A 17,744-nucleotide genomic window follows, 5' to 3' on the forward strand; every position below is an offset into this window, starting at 1 on the left:
AAGCGATCTATTTAGATCGCTTTTTTGTTGTTGTAAATTTAAATAATTCGTAATAAAAAGAGAAAAATAAAATAAACTGATTAAAAACCAGTTTAATACCATGTGAAATCGGCATTATTTTTGATAAAAAATCATATATTTAATTCATACTAAAAACCAACTTAAATCTAAAAATTATGAAAAAGCTAATTTTTGGTATCGCAGCTATAGCTTTAGTTTCATGCGGTAAGGAAAAAACAGTTAATTACGCTCTTTTTAAAGGAAACATCAAAAATCAAAACAGTAAAGAATTGTCCATTCTAAACGACAAAAACGAACTTGTTAAAACAATTAAAGTCTCAGACGACGGATCTTTTACAGATACGATTTTTAACGCAAATGGACATCATCGTTTTAGTGACGGAAAAGAATCTTCATCTTTTTACTTAAAAGATGGTTATGATCTTTCTTTACAAATGGATGCTAAAGAATTTGATGAAAGTATTGTCTATTCTGGAGAAGGAAATGATATTAATAATTTTTTAGCTCAAAAATACTTGATTAAAGAAAGAGCAGGATCTATGGAAGAGCTTTATTCTCTTGATGAAGCTGCTTATATCGCTAAAATGGAAGGAGTAAATAAAGAATTAGAAAAAGGTTTAGAGAAATTAGATAGCGATTTTGCTAAAGACGAAAAAGTTAATTTAAACTATGAGTATTTATCTCATTTAACAAATTATCAACCTGCGCATCGATATTTTTCAAAAAATAACGAATTTAAGGTATCAGATACTTTTCCTCTTAACTTAGATAAACTAGATTTAAGTAACGAAGAACACTTTAAAAAATACAACTCTTATAAAAGTATTGTTCACTATCATTTCTCTAAAACAGCAAGAGAGAATGCTAAAAATAAAAACATCTCATATGAAGATGCTGCTATCGAGTTTATAGGTGCTCATAAAAGTGAAGTTATAAAAAATAACTTAATAGAAGGAATGGCTTTTCAGGTTACTTCTAGCAATCCTAAATCTGAACTTTTATACAATGCTATCATGAAAATTTCTAGTGACGAAGCATTAAAAGAAAGATTAACAAAACAATTTGAAGCTATTCAAAAATTAGCAGCTGGTAAGGTCTCTCCTACTTTTGTAAATTATGAGAATAATGCAGGAGGAACAACATCTTTAGCTGATTTAAAAGGCAAGTATGTTTATATCGATCTTTGGGCTACTTGGTGCAAACCTTGTAAAGCAGAAATTCCATTTTTAAAGAAAGTAGAAGAAAAATACAGCGATAAAAATATCGAATTTGTAAGTATTTCTATAGATGCAAAAGCAGATCATGACACTTGGAAAAAAATGATTAAGGATAAAGAGTTAGGTGGAATCCAATTAATGGCAGATAACGATTGGAAGTCGAAATTCGTTTTAGATTACCAAGTACAAGGTATTCCTCATTTCATTTTAATTGATCCGGAAGGAAATATTGTAAAATCTTACGCCCCTAGACCATCCGATAAAAAACTTATTGAATTATTTGATGAATTAAAGATTTAAAAATCAATAATATTACAACATATTCATTGTTAAAAAACGACCTTTTCGGTCGTTTTTTTGCTTTATCAAGTAATGTATTGTAATTTATATCGACTATATACTCCACTTTATAAAAAGGAATGTTAAATAAAAGCACCAATACTGCCATTTTATTGTTTTCGAATACTTCTCAAAAAGAAGTAAAAGAAAAGCAAATACGTAATGGTCGACTTTTATTCAAACATTTACATCAAAAAGTACTTTCAGAAGCTCAAAAAACAGGATTAGACATTCTTGTTTTCAATGAAAATAATCAAGTTGGAACTTCTTTTGGGGAACGATTTTCTAATGCAATTGAAACTGTTTTTAATCAAGGATACGATCATGTAATTACCATAGGTAATGATAGTCCAGAGTTAAATTCAGCACATATTTTAATTGCTCACGAAAATTTAATTCGTCAAAGAAACACTTTAGGTCCGGCTTTAGATGGAGGTGTATACTTAATAGGAATTAGCAAACAACAATTTCTAAAAGATGAGTTTGCTTCTTTACCTTGGCAAACATCTGAGTTATTAAATACTCTAACAGCATTTTTTACTCAAAAAACTCTTAATCCTTTTCTTTTACAACCATTAAAAGATTTAGATTCTAAAAGTGATCTTTTTTACTTTCTTCAATCAGGTAGATCTGTTTTAGAAAGTATCATTTTAACTATTATTTCAACCTTCAGTATTCCAACTTATACTGAATATACTTCTTCAGAAGCTTATATAAAAAATCAGCATAATAAGGGTTCTCCTGCATTAGCTTAAAAATATCATTCAACTTGTTATGAACTTTTAAGTTACTACTTAAAAGTATAAGCTATTCACACCATTATTTTAATTAACTAAATCATTTTTCATTCGTATGAAAATTAAATTTTTTATTGCTGTTCTTTTTTCTGTTTTATTCAGTTATGCTCAAGAAACTACAGGAAATGTTGAGGGAAAAATAACAGATAAACAAGGACTTTCAATTCCTTTTGCTTCGGTAATTATAACAGATACAGAAACTAACTTTTCTTATGGAACAAGTTCTCAAGAATCTGGTCATTATGTAATCGCCAATATTCCACCCGGAAATACTTATAAAATCGAGGTTCATTTTATTGGCTATCATACATACGTTAAAACAGGAATTACAATTCAATTGGGGAAAACATTAACTATAGATATTCCTTTACAAGAAGAAAATGCTACACTAGATGAAGTTGTAATTTCTGGAAAATCGAATAAAATCAACCCATCTGTTATTAACACCAAACAACTGTTAAAAACACCTACAATTAGTAGAAGTGTTCAAGATTTAACACGAAACTTATCTGAAGCCAATTTGAATTCATTTGGAGGAGCAAGCAATAGATTTAATAATTTTAATATAGATGGAATAGCAAGTAACGATGTGGTTGGTTTTCAAGAGCCAGCTAGTGGTGCTGCAGGATCTTCAGCAAATGGAACTCCGGGAAGTTTATCTCGTAGTCAGCCTATTAGTTTTGGAGCAATTAAAGAACTTTCTGTTAAAACTTCACCGTTTGATGTAAGCATAGGAAACTTTACAGGAGCTAATATTAACGTGGTTACAAAAAACGGAACAAATACCACAAAAGCCGAAGTATATGGCTATGGAAATAATCAACTATTAATTGGTTCTTTTGCTGATGGAATTGAACAAGAAGTGAATAGTTTTTATGATATTCAGTTTGGTGGTGGCGTTGGTGGAGCTATAAAAAAAGATAAACTTTTTTATTATGTAAATGTTGAGCAGGCATTGAGTAAAACTCCTCTTATCGGAGCTCCTGGTTCTTCAGGATCAAACATTAGTCAACAAACTGTGATTGATATTGCAGATAAATTAAGAACAGATTATAATTACGATCCTGGTGCTTTTGAAAGCAGTGATATCGAAACTGCTTCTACGAAGATTTTTGCTCGTTTAGATTATAATATTTCAGAAAAACACAAACTTACTTTACGTAACAACTTTGTAAAGAGTTTTGCTGATAATTTAGAATGGAACCAAGCGGTTTTTAATTTTGGAAATCAAGGATACCGACACAATAGTATTCTTAACGGTACTACTTTAGAATTAAACTCTAGTTTATCTGAAAACACATCAAATATTTTAACTTTCGGTTATACAAAAGTAAAGGAAGATCGTTCGTATGACGGAAGAGTTTTTCCGCATATAGAAATTAACGATTCTTCTAATAGAATTTTTGCTGGAACATATCGAGAAGCTTCTATTTACAATACAAATCTGAACACTTTTCAACTTACCAATAAGTTAACATATTATAAAAATAATCATACGGTTACAGGTGGATTATTGTTTCAATACAATGATATTGATTACGGATTTTTAACTGCATGGAATGGACGTTGGGCTTATCGTTCTGTCGATGATTTTTTAAATGATAGACCATCTAGAATTCGTGGAGTATATCATGTTACAAACAACTCTTTTGATTTTGTAAACAATCGTCCTTCAGCAACAATTGATGTCCTGACTTCAGCTTTTTATCTTCAAGATAAAATAAGAATCAGTGATAAATTCTCATTAAACTTAGGTGTTCGATTAGACAACCAATTATTATTAGACGATTTACCTTTAAGTCCGTTAGTTAGAAATACTCCTGAGTTCAGTAATTTCACGAATCAAATAGAAGTAAATCCGCATATCAATCCAAGAGTAAGTTTTGAATATACGTTAGATGAAGACAAGAAATATAAGATTAGTGGAGGAAGTGGATTATTTACAGGTAGAATTCCGTATTTATGGTTTGCATATGCTGAATATATTTCTGGAACAGATTATTTTAATGTAGATATTCGTCCTAATGGAAATACAGTTCGTTTGGAAGAAAATTTAGGAACACTAGCAGCTCAACAGCCAGGATTAACAGAGATCAATTTAATTGATAATGATTTTGAATTACCAAGAGAATGGAAAACTCGCTTACATTTTGAAGCAAAACTACCAAGGAAATTTAGATTTACAGCTGAAGCAACTTATACTGATGTTTTAAAAGGAATTTTCTTTCAATCGATAAACAGAAGACAAGAATTTGGTAATTATTCTGGAGCAGACGATCGTTTATTTTATAACGGAACTCGCGTAAACAACAACTTTACTAATGTATTTTTATTAAGTAACACGAATAAAGGATACCGTTACAACATCAATCTTGGTTTGTATAAAGAAACCGATAATTATTCTGGGTTCTTAGGATATACAAATGGAAAAAGTAAAGAAATATCGAGTACTGTTCGTAATTCTTCTGCTGCAAACTTTGAATGGAATCAGGCTATAAATTCTCACGATCCAGATTTATCGTTTTCTAATTTCGATTTGCGTCATAAGTTTGTTTCATCTCACAGTTACAATATCGACTTCAAAAACAAACATCAAATACAACTTTCTGCTTTATATACAGGAACCTCAGGAAGTCCGTATTCTGTAGTGTATCAAGGAGATGTAAATAGAGATGGATCATCCAGAAACGATTTAGTTTATATTCCAGCAAATCAAGGAGAAATTCAATTACAAGATATTACTGATACCAATGGAAATATATTAGTTTCTGCTCAAGAACAATGGAATCGTTTAGATGCTTTTATTGAAAACAATGATTATTTAAGGGAAAACAGAGGAAGTTATGCAGAGCGAAACGGAGGTAGAACACCTTGGAATCATCAATTAGATGCTAAGTTTGTATACAATCTTCCTTTTGAAAATAATTCGAATTTACAAATCAGTTTAGATGTTTTTAATGTTTTAAACTTAATTCATAAAAATTGGGGACGATTAGTTTTTGTCCCTAACGTTGTAAACTCAAATTTCAACTTATTAGAATTTAGAGGTGTTCAGAATAATCAACCTGTGTATCAATTTACTTTAGATGAAAACGCTACACCTTGGGTTTTAGATGGAATTAATTCTCGCTGGAGAGCACAACTTGGATTGAAATATCAGTTTTAAACTGTCAGATAAAGAAATCTTTTTAACTTATAAATAGGAAAACCGCACTTAAAAATGTGGTTTTCCTTTTTTTTACATCTATAGCATAGTAAATAATATCTATAAGAAACGACTTAAGCTATTGAACTATTCTCGTATTTTTACAAAAGCATGCAAAAGTATCTAGAACTTATAAAAAACTCTTATACCGGTTACTGGAATTACATTAAACAATCTGTTTTAATGGAGTTAAACTGGGAAAATTATTTTTACGGCTTAATTCTAATTTCTTTAGTTGTATGGGGATTAGAAATTGTATTTCCTTGGCGAAAAAATCAATCTGTATTTCGAAAAGATTTCTGGTTAGACACATTTTATATGTTCTTTAATTTCTTTTTACTCAACTTAATTGTTCTGATTGCACTCTCAAATACCGCTTCTGAAGTTTTTAATGATGTTTTGGCAATTGTGGGCTTATCAATTACCGATCTTCAATTATTTGATATCAATAACTTTCCTTATGCTTTACGCCTATTTGTATTCTTTATTATTATTGATTTTGTGCAATGGTACACACACACTTTATTACACAAATACGAGTTTTTATGGAACTTCCACAAAGTACATCACTCTGTAAAACAAATGGGGTTTGCTGCTCATCTTCGCTATCATTGGATGGAACCTGTTGTGTATAAATCAATGAAATATATTCCGCTTGCTATTATGGGCGGATTTACAGCTCAAGATGTTGCTATTGTTCATTTTTTTAACATTGCTGTCGGACACTTAAATCACGCAAACATCAATTTAGATTATGGCTTTCTGAAGTATATTTTAAACAATCCAAAAATGCATATCTGGCATCATGTAAAAGAGTTGCCTGAAGAACGAAAAAATGGAGTAAACTTTGGAATTACATTAAGCATATGGGATTACATTTTCAAAACGAATTACATTCCACATTCTGGAAGAGATATAGAATTAGGTTTTGAAGGTGATGATAAGTTTCCTAAAGATTTTGTCGGTCAAGAATTATATCCTTTAAAGAAATAGACTTTAAAAATACTGCCCAATTCCGAAAACTAAACCGTTGGTATTATCTGTTAAACTAATTCCGTAGTCAATTCTAAAAACTGCGTTATAAATTCTTTTATTAATAAAACGAATTCCAACTCCAGAATAAGCGCGTACATTCTCCGATTTCCAAAAGTCTGATATTCTTCCTCCAGGTTGTCTCCAAGTTCCAGCATCAACAAATGCATTTCCTTGAATAGTCAACCATTTCTTATCATAAAACGTATGTCTATATTCAGTGTTATAAACGATACTAGCCGTACCTCGATCTACTATAAATCCAACTCCTCTTAAGTTAATATTATTATCTAAAGCAAACGGTGCAAAAGGAGAATCGTTATTAGAAGCAAAACCAATACGTAATCGGTTAGCCCAATTCCCTTTCTTCCCTACTCTATCGTAGTAAAAGAAATCGTTCCAAGCGATTATAAACTTATCTTGAAAATCATTTTGAGATGTAACATACTGAAGATATAAAATGCTTTTAAACCCATCTAAATAATGAAAATAATATTCAAGATTTTCATATGTATACAAAAGCTTGTATAGTATTTTATTTACTTTCAAATCTCTTGGTACTTGCGGACTTGTAGCTCCGTTTAAATACTGATATTTCTCTTGGAAATAATTGAATCCAAAAGTTATTTGATGATTAAAATTGATTTGATATAATCCTAATAACTCCGTAGAAATATTATTATACAAGTAATTTGCAGTCTGATTATCAAAAAATAATGGTTCTTCACTTTTCCAATTCTGATGACTAAAACCTAGACCAAACTTCTTAGAAAATAAATTCGGAGCTCTAACATTAAACGCATAAGTATCGTGCCCATTATTTTGATAAAATCCACCAACAGCTATGTTTCTTCCTAGAAAATTATAATCATAAACACCTAATTTATATGCAAATCTATTGTTGGTTGTTGTCCAAAATGCTAGTTCTGGTAAAATTGTAGTACTTTCTTGAATATGAAATTCAATATCACATTTACCATTTTCTACATTAGTTTTCACATAAGCATGTCCTACTGCTGGTAATCTTTTTAAAATGGTAAGGTCTTGATTGAGTGTTTTTGTACTGTATGCTTCTCCTGCTTTTGTTTCTGTAATTGAAGCTAAGAAAGAAGCTCTTGTTTTTTTCATTCCTTTAAAAGTAACTGAACTAATAATAGTTCCGTCTTCTTGTGAAACAGCTAAAAAAACAAATTGAAATAAGAATAGTATGGTTATTAATTTCTTCATTATTACTCTGCGGTAAAATTTGTGTAAGAGTAGCTATTTACCCAATTATCTAGACTTACTGCAAGTACTATAAATTGATAATTGTTTGCTACTTCTAATTCGGGAGGTGTGTTTGTATTTATAGTTAAAACTACATTACTTGTATCATAATAACGGAAAAATTGATCGAAAGTATAAGTTCCTGAAATAAAATTATCATTTTCTTCAAGTAATACCTGAAAATAAATCGCATCAGTATTTCCTGTACTTGCTTGCCAAGTAAATTTAGGTGAAAGTGATGTAGAATTATCTATAGTAATATTTGAATTATAATCGGTTAGTTCAGACAAATGCTTTAAACGAATCGAGTTAGATTTATGTAACTTTCCATTCGTCTGATAAGTTACAATTCCCCAAGCTTCATGTTGTTGTTCTCTTTTAAATGCACTCAATTTATTTCCAAAAACACCATTTATAGGTAAGTTTTTGAGTTTATAATTTGAGAAATCATCCGGATTAACATTTACATCATCCGTTTCATAATATCTAAAATCGAAACTTCCAGCTTCAGGAAAATAAAAAATCGATACAGAATTAAAATCACGATCGCTTCCAGCGCAAGCTATAACTTCGTCAAGTTCTTTATTCGTATTTAGTTGTAAAAAATCACTTAAAATAGTTTCAGATACATCTGATCCTTTTTCTTGATCGCTACAAGAAATGAATATCACTAGAACAAAAAGAAGCCATTTACTGTGCATATAATTTTTGAATTAATTTTTCGGTAGGTTTGTTTTGAGGAGTAAATCGATTATTATCCTCTCCTCCAACCTTTTCATGATCGTGAAACCATTTCCATAAAAATCCACCAGCAAACCAATCTTCTTTCCAAAACTGATTATAAATTGCTTGTGTTGCGTTCTCTTGAGCTTTTAAATTTACTTCTCCAGAAACTCTGTGTGAACTCCATGGTTCTTTCCCTGTAAAATTGATACTTCTGTAGCCAAATTCAGTAAAAAGAATAGGTTTATCAAACTTATCGTGTATTTCTTTTATTGTGGCTTTATGAGGTTTCCATCCTTGTTCAAAAGCTTCCACCGATGGTGTTTTTTCTTCACTTAATGGGAAATATGCATCGACACCTATATAATCTAATTGATTCCAGAAAGGAACTCTCTTAAACTCATCCCAGTTTGCAGCATAAGTTAGTTTACCAGAATACACTTTTTTTATTTTTAGAATTAATGAGTTCCAATATTCTGGTCTATTCATTACAAACTTTTCTAACTCAGTTCCAATACAAAGAATATCTGCTTTAACTTCTTCGGCTGCTGCTGCATATTCTAAAATAAACTTACTGTAAGACGATTCTAAAAGTTTCCATTCATCTTCTGTTTTCATTTCAATATATCCAGTAAACTCTCCTCTCCAAACCCAAATTTGTGGTTTAATCATAAACTTAATTCCGAGTTTTTTAAAAGATTCTGCATATTGCTTTACACCTTTTTTAGTTTCTCCAAACCATTGTCGAGAAGAATTGTATCGCACTTCCGGAGATGCTAAATCTCTTATAAAGCCGAAAGGCATCAATGAAACATAATTCGCTGATGCCTTTACAACTGGTGTTGTATGTTTGTCGTTTATAGCTTCCGAAGAAGCAACAAAACTTAATCCGTTTATTTTTCTTTTTTGACTATTACAAGAAGTAAATAATATCAAAAATGATAGCAAGAAAATTTGATTGAACTTCATGCATTAAAAATAGCCATTAAATTGCATTTTATATAAACCGGTATTTAAAATAATGCTCTAATACCGAAACTATACGTTTCTCCTAAACCTTGAAAGTTAAAACCTCTTACAATGTTGCTATATAAAACTTCCAAGTTAATTACATCTGTTAATTGGTATTTACCTCCAAATCCTAAAGAAGTATTGTCTTGCTCAAAATCACCAAAACGCTCTGAATGCTGAGCAAATGCTAATACTGTTGCTTTTTGAGTTGGGAAATAACTAATAAATGCTCCTGGAACTACTAAAAAAGTATTGTTTGCAAAACTTTGATCGTCACCAAAACCATATTCCGTATTTAACTCTGTAAATAATTGCCATTTTCCACTTGGAAATGTGTAATCGTAAAAGAATCTATTTTGAAAAGACCATGCTGTTTGATCTAAAAATCCTCCATCAGGATTACTTTCATCTCCACTTCCTAATAAAGGAATGTGAATAGCACTTTGAATAGAAAAGTTTCCTACGTTTTTAAAAGGTTGAATTTTTACTGCTGGTGCAATTGAAGAAAATCCTACTCTATTTGTTGGAGTATCTTCTAAACTGAATACAGAAAGTGCTTGTCTTCCTCCGAATGTATTTGAACGAAATTCAACAATAGCTCCTACGTTAATTCTATTATTATCAGAAATACCTGTGAATACTTCCAAAGTAGATGTAAAAAAGTTTGATCTTGCTACATCACTCCCATCACTGTTATTTGCTCCTGTTTGTTTTGTTTGAGTATATAACCCATTAAACCATTTAATGTCCCATTGACCTTTGTTTAATAGTTTAGACGGAGTAAAAACTTGTAGGTTGTTTTTCTCTTCTTCTTGACTGTCTTCTTGAGAAAACACAAGTGAATTAAATGTTAGTAGTGCTAAAAGAATTGATAATCGTTTCATAAATAGTTTTTTTTGATCTTACCCTCAGTCGGATAAAAAAACACTCCATTACATTAAATTTTAAACTCTTTTACTTATTTAAAACAATTCTAAATTTAGAACAATAGTAAATTATTATCTTTTATACCGACAGAAGTTAAAGCAATTTTCAAAAATCATGGAACACATCGTTATTATAGGTAATGGTATTTCTGGTGTTACAGCCGCTAGACATATCAGGAAGCTTTCTGACAAGAAGATTACCATTATCTCTTCAGAAACCGAACATTTTTTCTCAAGAACTGCACTTATGTATATCTACATGGGGCATATGAAATTCGAAAACACCAAACCCTACGAAGATTGGTTTTGGAAAAAGAATCGAATCGAATTAAAAAAAGCACTAGTAGAGAGAATAGATTCTGAAAACAAACAACTTGTGTTACAAGGTGGTTCTAATTTTTCTTATGATAAATTAATTTTAGCAACTGGTTCTAAACCAAATAAATTCGGTTGGCCTGGGCAAGATTTAGATGGTGTTATGGGTATGTACCATAAACAAGATCTAGAAAATTTAGAAAAATATGCACCTAATAGTAAAGCTTGTAAAAGAGCTGTAATTGTTGGTGGTGGACTTATTGGAATTGAATTAGCAGAAATGCTTCATAGTAGAAATATTCCTGTTACTTTTTTAGTACGTGAAGATAGCTTCTGGAATGGCGTACTTCCAGCCGAAGAATCAGAAATGATTAATCAAGAGATTCGAGATAATCATATCGATTTAAGATTAGGTGTAAACTTAAAAGAAATAAAAGCCGATAAAAACGGTAAAGTTAAGTCTATTGTTATTGCGGAAACGGGTGAAGAAATTGCTTGTAATGTTGTTGGATTAACCGCTGGTGTTTCCCCAAACATCAACTTTGTAAAAGAGTCTGCTATTGAAACTAATAGAGGAATTCTTGTAAATCGTTTTTTAGAAACTAGTGAAAAAGATGTTTATGCTATTGGTGATTGTGCTGAGCAAAGAGAGGCTATAGAACAAAGAAGACCTATTGAAGCTGTTTGGTATACTGGTAGAATGATGGGTGAAACGGTAGCACAGACTATCTGTGGAAATAAAATTGAATATAAACCAGGACATTGGTTTAACTCTGCAAAATTTGTAGATATAGAATACCAAACCTATGGTTGGGTTTGGGCAAAACCTAGAGAAAATGAAGCTCGCTTTTTCTGGAAAGATGCTACAGGTAAAAAAGCAATTCATTTAAATTACGATAGAGAAAGTCATGAATTCATTGGAATCAATACTTTCGGAATTCGACTTCGCCATGAGTTCTTCGATAAAGTTCTTACGAATAAGAAATCTGTTGAACATGTTTTAGAATACTTTAAGGATGCAAACTTCGATCCTGAATTCTTTAAACAACATGAAGAAGATATTGTTTCTAAGTTCAATAAAGAAAACGGAACAAATCTTAAAGTAAAAAAGAAAAGTTGGAAACGCATATTTAGTAAGGCATAAAAAAATCAATGAATACCATGAAAGTAATTAAAAATATAGGTTTAGTAATATCCCTTATTGGGTTTGCTATTTTCACAGCTAGCGTTTTTACTGGAACTAATAAAGTTTCAGAAGAAACATTTAACACTTGGGCTTCGCAAAAAGTAAAAAGTGAAGTGTTTGTTGAAAAAGCCAAAAAAGAAATTGTTGGTAAAGAGTTAAGTGCATATCAGTTATCTTCTAAAATTGTTGATATCGCTAAACAGTCTAATGAATTTCATAAGAGTCAAAAAGAAATCGCTTGGGATAAAATCATTTGGATTAAATGGAACAAGACATATAAAGATTTTGTTTATCCTTTAGTTCGTGCATCTGCTACAGGTTGGGTTGTTCAAAACCAAGGATTATTTTTCTTCCTAACTTTCGGATTAGCAATTTTAGGTGGTTTACTATTCTTTGGAGCTGATTATAAATTATTAGGTCCTGCGGGAATAAAAAACAATGGTATTTTCCAGCACTCTGCTACTAACAGAGGAGTTTTAGGAATGATTGCTTTTGCTTACTTCGTTGGGTTTTACATGTTATTATACTTTTTTCCTAACTATTTAATAAACCCTATTTTATCTGTAAATCCGATAAAACAAGCTTTAAACGGTAATGCTTCAGATCAGTGGTTCCTTTACGGATTTATGTATTGTTCTGTAATGACAGTGTTTGCCATTAGAATGTTTATCAAATACAGGCATAATAATTATCAAATTGTAAGAACAGCTGTAGTATTATTTTTCCAAATCGCTTTTGCTTTCTTAATTCCAGAAATCCTTGTTGCATTTAACAAGCCTTGGTTCGATTTTAAAAATGCTTGGCCACTAAATTATACGTTCTTCTTCGATTGGAATATCAATAGTTTAATCGCTAATGGTAACCTTGGAATCTTCATGTTAGTATGGGGAATCATATTAACTTTAATTATTGTTCCAGTAATGGTATACTTCTACGGAAAACGTTGGTATTGTTCTTGGGTTTGTGGTTGTGGTGGTTTAGCTGAAACTTTAGGAGATCCGTACAGACAATTATCTAGTAAATCTTTATTCTCTTGGAAAGTTGAGCGTTGGTTAATTCACGGAGTTTTAGTTTTTGCAACTGTAATGACAGCGTTAACATTATATACATACTTTGCTGAAATTGAAAGTTGGAAAGAAGTAGCATTTGGTTTATCTGCTTACGATATTCAAAGTTCATATGGATTCTTAATTGGTTCTATTTTCTCTGGAGTTATTGGTACAGGATTCTATCCAATTTTAGGAAACCGTGTTTGGTGTCGTTTTGGTTGTCCTTTAGCTGCTTACATGGGATTAGTACAACGTTTCAAATCTCGTTTCAGAATTACAACTAACGGTGGACAATGTATTTCTTGTGGTAACTGTTCTACTTATTGTGAACAAGGTATCGATGTAAGATCTTATGCACAAAAAGGAGAAAATATAGTTCGTTCTAGTTGTGTTGGTTGTGGTGTATGTTCTGCCGTATGTCCTAGAGGAGTTTTAAAATTAGAAAACGGACCAGAAGATGGAAGAATCAACCCTACTCAAGTGTTATTAGGTAATGATGTTGATTTGATAAAATTAATGAATGAAAAATAAGTTCTTACTTTTCTTTTTATTGTTAAGCTTTTTAGGAATATCACAAAAAATATATCAAAAAAAGTATTATTCAGACGGTTCTATTAAAGAAGAAGGTTGGATGAAAGATAATTTACGTGATGCTTTTTGGAAGTTTTACCATCCGAATGGTCAAATAAAAGAAAAAGGACATTACAAAAAAGGTTTAAAACATAAATATTGGTATTTTTACCGCGATAATGCTTCTAAAATTAAAGAAGGTCATTTCTTAAATGGCAAGCAAAACAAATGGTGGCTTTACTATAATGATAAAGGTGCTGTAGTACATAAATGCCAGTTGAAAAATGACATCAAAAACGGATATTGTTTAATTTATCGTGAAAGTAAATTGATAAAAGCTTCTAAATTTGTGGACGGAAAAAAAATAAAGGAATGGTCGGATTTCTCTTCTTTTAAAAGAGAAAATAATCTTAATGATTTAAAATAATGAAGCAGCCTTTAATTAGAGTAATTATTCCTGCATACAACGAACAAGATTCAATAGCAAAAGTAATTCAAGATATACCCGAAATTGTAGCAGAAGTAATTGTTGTTAACAACAATTCTTCTGATGCAACGGTAGAAAATGCAACAAAAGCTGGTGCAACTGTTTTAACCGAAAATAGAAAAGGTTATGGTTATGCTTGTTTAAAAGGAATAAACCATATTATTTCCAATAATTTAAGCACAGACATCGTTGTATTTCTAGATGGTGATTATTCAGATTACCCAGAGCAACTTACAGAAATTGTTGCGCCAATTACGAATAAGAATATTGATTTTGTAATTGGTTCTAGAGTTAAACGACTACGTGAAAGTGGATCGATGACTCCACAACAAGTTTTTGGTAATTGGTTAGCTACATTTCTAATGAAAGTATTTTTTAATGCAAAATTTACCGATTTAGGTCCATTTAGAGCTATTAAGTTTGATAAACTTCTAGAATTAGAAATGGAAGACAAAACTTATGGTTGGACAGTAGAAATGCAATTAAAAGCAATTAAAAGGAAATATTCTTATACAGAAGTTCCTGTTAAATATAGAAATAGAATTGGCGTATCAAAAGTTTCAGGTACGATAAAAGGAACTATATTAGCAGGCGTAAAAATATTAAGTTGGATCTTTAAATATAGTTTTAAGTAATGATACTTGAATACATCATTATAGTTTTATATAGCTTATCGCTATTACTAGTTTTTTTATACGCTTTAGCTCAGTTAAACTTATTGTTTAACTATTTATCTTCAAAAAAGAAAACTGACGATTCTCCAAAGTTTGATTTATCTAATGATGAGGAAGTTCCTTACATAACTATCCAACTTCCAGTATACAACGAGTTGTATGTAATGGAGCGTTTATTAGATAATATTGCGAAAATAAAATACCCTAAAGACAAACTTGAAATTCAAGTTTTAGATGATTCAACTGATGAATCTGTAATTTCTACAGCTGAACAAATAAAAAGAATACAGGAAACTGGTTTAGACATTCAACATATTCGTAGAGAAAATAGAACTGGTTTTAAAGCTGGAGCTTTGAAAGAAGGTTTAAAATTTGCAAAAGGAGAATTCATTGCAATTTTCGATGCCGATTTTTTACCAAAACCATGTTGGTTAGAAAAAACTGTTCCATATTTTAAAGATCCTGAAATTGGTGTAGTGCAAACTCGTTGGGGACATATCAATAGAGATTATTCTACATTAACTAAAGTTCAAGCTTTTGCTTTAGACGCACACTTCTCTTTAGAGCAAGTTGGTAGAAATAGTAAAGGTCATTTCATTAATTTTAATGGAACTGCAGGTATTTGGCGAAAAGAATGTATTATCGACGCTGGTAACTGGGAAGGCGATACACTTACAGAAGATTTAGATTTAAGCTATAGAGCACAATTAAAAAAGTGGAAGTTTAAATATTTAGAAGATGTTGTTACTCCTGCAGAGTTACCGGTTGTAATTAGTGCAGCTAGATCTCAACAATTCAGATGGAATAAAGGTGGTGCAGAGAATTTCCAAAAAATGATGGCTAGAATTATTACTAGTAAAAACATCAATTTTAAAACGAAAGTACATAGTTTACTTCACCTTTTGAATAGTTCTATGTTTACCTGCGTTTTCTTAATGGGAATTTTAAGTATTCCTATGCTATACATAAAAAACAAATACGGACATTTAGAAGTATTTTTCTGGGTAATGAGCTTCTTTGTAAGTAGTACTTTGATTTTCTTCATTTGTTATTGGTTTATGTATAAGAATTCATTCGGTGGAGGAATTAAAAACTTCATTAGATATATTGGAGCATTCTTTACATTTTTCTCTATTGCCATGGGGTTTTCTTTACACAATACTATTGCTGTATTAGAAGGACATATTGGTAAGAAAAGTGAATTTGTAAGAACACCAAAATTCAACATAAAAACATTAGCTGATAGCTGGAAAAACAACAAATACATAAAGAAAAGACCTTCTTTAAATGTAGTTATAGAAGGATTACTTGTATTGTATTTTGCTTTTGGCCTTTTTAGTGCATTTACTGTAGGTGATGGTGATGGTGATTTTGGGCTATTTCCTTTCCATTTAATGTTATTTATTGGATTTGGATATGTATTCTTTAAATCGGTATTTTCTAAGGCTTAAATGAATTTTTCTTTAAAGAATTCTACTCTAATTATAACTACACTATTATCTGGTGTACTATATTATTTATTTGCTTTTGAAACCGAGAGAACTCAATTTGCACAGGTTGTTGTAATTTGGACTTTACTCTTTGCTGGATATTATTTCTTTGTGAAGAATTCTAAAATATCAACGAATTATTACCTTGCTATTGCTATTCTTTTTAGACTCATATTTTTAGCTACAATTCCTAATTTATCTCAAGACTTTTATCGTTTTATTTGGGATGGTAGAATGATATTTGAAGGCTTTAATCCGTATATTTCTTTACCTGAAACTTTTATTACTGAAGGAAACTATCCAGTAAATCAAGCTAAAGAATTGTATGCAGGTATGGGCGGAATGAATGGTAGTCATTATACCAATTATCCACCTTTAAATCAGCTTTGCTTTTATATTGCAACTTTATTGAGTAATAATTCGATTTTAGGAGCTGCTATTGTAATGAGATGTATAATTATACTAGCAGATGTTGGAATCTTTTATTTTGGATATAAACTACTAAAGAATATCAATAAGAATCCTAATCTTATATTTCTTTACCTTTTAAATCCATTTATCATTATTGAACTTACAGGTAATTTACATTTTGAGCCTGTAATGTTATTCTTCTTAATATGGTCTTTATATCATCTTCAAAAGAAGAACTGGATTGTTGCTGGATTCTTACTTGCATTTTCGATTAATGTAAAATTAATCCCGTTGTTATTCTTACCATTATTCTTTAGGTGGTTTTTAGAAAAAAACAACAAACTACAATGGAATCAAATCGGGAAACTAGCTTTGTTTTACGCTATTGTAATTCTAATGTCGTTGGCTTTATTTGTGCCTTTTTTCTCAAATGAATTAATTGACAGTTATTCTAATTCAATCGGATTATGGTTTAGAAATTTCGAGTTTAATGCTAGTTTTTATTACATATTACGAGAAATTGGATACCTGTTTAGAGGTTATAATGAAATAGCTGTAATAGGAAAGATTTCGCCTGTTCTTACTATTTTATTCTTGGCTTATCTTACATTTTTTAAGAAGAATATTTCTTTTACAACATTAGCAACTTCAATGTTATTCGGACTGTCTTTTTATTATTTTACAACAACTACAATGCATCCTTGGTACATATCTACATTGATTATACTGTCTATATTTACAAAATATAGATTTCCATTGGTATGGTCTTTAGTAATTATTTTGAGTTATCAAGCTTATGCAAATACACCTTGGAAAGAAAATCTTTGGTTTGTTTTTTTAGAGTACATAGTAATGTATTTATACTTATTGTATGAAATAAAAAAACCCACTCAACGTCTGAGTGGGAAAAATTGCTATGAAAAAGAAAAAGAAAGTGGTTTATAACCACGTAACAAATATATAGTTAATTCTTTTCTATCCAAAATTAATTAACATTTTATTGTTAAAATTTTAACATAAAAAAT

The 17,744-nt window shown here is 30.5% G+C and carries 14 protein-coding genes; 10 read left to right on the top strand and 4 right to left on the bottom strand.

Annotated features, from left to right (window positions below; all coding sequences use genetic code 11):
• Positions 1-176: 176 nt before the first annotated feature.
• The 4 genes from Q1A15_RS02525 to Q1A15_RS02540 all read left to right on the top strand — a co-directional run bounded on the left by Q1A15_RS02525 (position 177) and on the right by Q1A15_RS02540 (position 6,572).
• A complete protein-coding gene (locus tag Q1A15_RS02525) occupies positions 177-1,538 on the top strand; it encodes a TlpA disulfide reductase family protein (RefSeq protein WP_299618263.1) in 1,362 nt (453 codons plus the stop codon).
• Positions 1,539-1,657: 119 nt separating this feature from the next.
• Entirely contained in the window at positions 1,658-2,332 is a 675-nt protein-coding gene (locus Q1A15_RS02530; protein ID WP_299618266.1) for a DUF2064 domain-containing protein, read from the top strand.
• 97 nt (positions 2,333-2,429) lie between these two features.
• Entirely contained in the window at positions 2,430-5,540 is a 3,111-nt protein-coding gene (locus tag Q1A15_RS02535) for a carboxypeptidase regulatory-like domain-containing protein (RefSeq protein ID WP_299618269.1), read from the top strand.
• A gap of 150 nt (positions 5,541-5,690) precedes the next feature.
• Positions 5,691-6,572, top strand: coding sequence for a sterol desaturase family protein (locus Q1A15_RS02540; RefSeq protein ID WP_299618272.1), 882 nt, complete (start codon positions 5,691-5,693; stop codon positions 6,570-6,572).
• Between the two features lie 3 nt (positions 6,573-6,575).
• On the opposite strand, the gene Q1A15_RS02545 is transcribed toward Q1A15_RS02540, so the two are convergent.
• The 4 genes from Q1A15_RS02545 to Q1A15_RS02560 are packed head-to-tail and all read right to left on the bottom strand — an operon-like array spanning position 6,576 to position 10,495.
• Positions 6,576-7,838, bottom strand: a complete 1,263-nt coding sequence (locus Q1A15_RS02545; protein ID WP_299618274.1) for a POTRA domain-containing protein — start codon at positions 7,836-7,838, stop codon at positions 6,576-6,578.
• A gap of 2 nt (positions 7,839-7,840) precedes the next feature.
• Positions 7,841-8,578, bottom strand: coding sequence for a hypothetical protein (locus tag Q1A15_RS02550; RefSeq protein WP_299618277.1), 738 nt, complete (start codon positions 8,576-8,578; stop codon positions 7,841-7,843).
• A complete protein-coding gene (locus tag Q1A15_RS02555; protein WP_299618279.1) occupies positions 8,568-9,569 on the bottom strand; it encodes a glycoside hydrolase in 1,002 nt (333 codons plus the stop codon). Before Q1A15_RS02555 ends, Q1A15_RS02550 begins: the two co-directional genes overlap by 11 nt.
• 44 nt (positions 9,570-9,613) lie before the next feature.
• On the bottom strand, positions 9,614-10,495 hold the full coding sequence (locus Q1A15_RS02560; RefSeq protein WP_299618282.1) for a hypothetical protein: 882 nt from the start codon (positions 10,493-10,495) through the stop codon (positions 9,614-9,616).
• A gap of 157 nt (positions 10,496-10,652) precedes the next feature.
• On the opposite strand from Q1A15_RS02560, the gene Q1A15_RS02565 reads away from it, so the two are divergent.
• The 6 genes from Q1A15_RS02565 to Q1A15_RS02590 are packed head-to-tail and all read left to right on the top strand — an operon-like array spanning position 10,653 to position 17,664.
• Positions 10,653-11,996: an FAD/NAD(P)-binding oxidoreductase gene (locus tag Q1A15_RS02565; protein ID WP_299618285.1), complete on the top strand. Its 1,344-nt coding sequence runs from the start codon at positions 10,653-10,655 to the stop codon at positions 11,994-11,996.
• 17 nt (positions 11,997-12,013) lie between these two features.
• The gene (locus tag Q1A15_RS02570; RefSeq protein WP_299618288.1) at positions 12,014-13,618 is read left to right on the top strand and encodes a 4Fe-4S dicluster domain-containing protein; all 1,605 of its coding nucleotides are present in this window, start codon (positions 12,014-12,016) and stop codon (positions 13,616-13,618) included.
• Positions 13,608-14,084 (top strand): hypothetical protein, encoded by a 477-nt coding sequence (locus tag Q1A15_RS02575; RefSeq protein WP_299618291.1) that lies wholly within the window; start codon positions 13,608-13,610, stop codon positions 14,082-14,084. Before Q1A15_RS02570 ends, Q1A15_RS02575 begins: the two co-directional genes overlap by 11 nt.
• On the top strand, positions 14,084-14,779 hold the full coding sequence (locus Q1A15_RS02580; RefSeq protein WP_299618294.1) for a glycosyltransferase family 2 protein: 696 nt from the start codon (positions 14,084-14,086) through the stop codon (positions 14,777-14,779). Before Q1A15_RS02575 ends, Q1A15_RS02580 begins: the two co-directional genes overlap by 1 nt.
• Complete coding sequence (locus Q1A15_RS02585) at positions 14,779-16,269, top strand: cellulose synthase family protein (RefSeq protein ID WP_299618297.1); 1,491 nt, start codon at positions 14,779-14,781, stop codon at positions 16,267-16,269. Before Q1A15_RS02580 ends, Q1A15_RS02585 begins: the two co-directional genes overlap by 1 nt.
• Positions 16,270-17,664 carry a glycosyltransferase 87 family protein gene (locus tag Q1A15_RS02590; protein ID WP_299618300.1) on the top strand — a complete coding sequence of 465 codons (1,395 nt, stop codon included), beginning with the start codon at positions 16,270-16,272 and terminating at the stop codon, positions 17,662-17,664. It begins immediately after the preceding gene.
• The last annotated feature ends 80 nt before the right edge of the window (positions 17,665-17,744 follow it).

The sequence above is a fragment of the uncultured Tenacibaculum sp. genome, assembly GCF_947495995.1.
Classification (GTDB): Bacteria; Bacteroidota; Bacteroidia; order Flavobacteriales; family Flavobacteriaceae; genus Polaribacter.

What these genes read in the sequence shown, in the direction of transcription:
- Q1A15_RS02525 (WP_299618263.1), top strand. Translation starts at nt 177, where the DNA reads ATGAAAAAGCTAATTTTTGGTATCGCAGCTATAGCTTTAGTTTCATGC.
- Q1A15_RS02530 (WP_299618266.1), top strand. Translation starts at nt 1,658, where the DNA reads ATGTTAAATAAAAGCACCAATACTGCCATTTTATTGTTTTCGAATACT.
- Q1A15_RS02535 (WP_299618269.1), top strand. Translation starts at nt 2,430, where the DNA reads ATGAAAATTAAATTTTTTATTGCTGTTCTTTTTTCTGTTTTATTCAGT.
- Q1A15_RS02540 (WP_299618272.1), top strand. Translation starts at nt 5,691, where the DNA reads ATGCAAAAGTATCTAGAACTTATAAAAAACTCTTATACCGGTTACTGG.
- Q1A15_RS02545 (WP_299618274.1), bottom strand. Translation starts at nt 7,838, where the DNA reads ATGAAGAAATTAATAACCATACTATTCTTATTTCAATTTGTTTTTTTA.
- Q1A15_RS02550 (WP_299618277.1), bottom strand. Translation starts at nt 8,578, where the DNA reads ATGCACAGTAAATGGCTTCTTTTTGTTCTAGTGATATTCATTTCTTGT.
- Q1A15_RS02555 (WP_299618279.1), bottom strand. Translation starts at nt 9,569, where the DNA reads ATGAAGTTCAATCAAATTTTCTTGCTATCATTTTTGATATTATTTACT.
- Q1A15_RS02560 (WP_299618282.1), bottom strand. Translation starts at nt 10,495, where the DNA reads ATGAAACGATTATCAATTCTTTTAGCACTACTAACATTTAATTCACTT.
- Q1A15_RS02565 (WP_299618285.1), top strand. Translation starts at nt 10,653, where the DNA reads ATGGAACACATCGTTATTATAGGTAATGGTATTTCTGGTGTTACAGCC.
- Q1A15_RS02570 (WP_299618288.1), top strand. Translation starts at nt 12,014, where the DNA reads ATGAAAGTAATTAAAAATATAGGTTTAGTAATATCCCTTATTGGGTTT.
- Q1A15_RS02575 (WP_299618291.1), top strand. Translation starts at nt 13,608, where the DNA reads ATGAAAAATAAGTTCTTACTTTTCTTTTTATTGTTAAGCTTTTTAGGA.
- Q1A15_RS02580 (WP_299618294.1), top strand. Translation starts at nt 14,084, where the DNA reads ATGAAGCAGCCTTTAATTAGAGTAATTATTCCTGCATACAACGAACAA.
- Q1A15_RS02585 (WP_299618297.1), top strand. Translation starts at nt 14,779, where the DNA reads ATGATACTTGAATACATCATTATAGTTTTATATAGCTTATCGCTATTA.
- Q1A15_RS02590 (WP_299618300.1), top strand. Translation starts at nt 16,270, where the DNA reads ATGAATTTTTCTTTAAAGAATTCTACTCTAATTATAACTACACTATTA.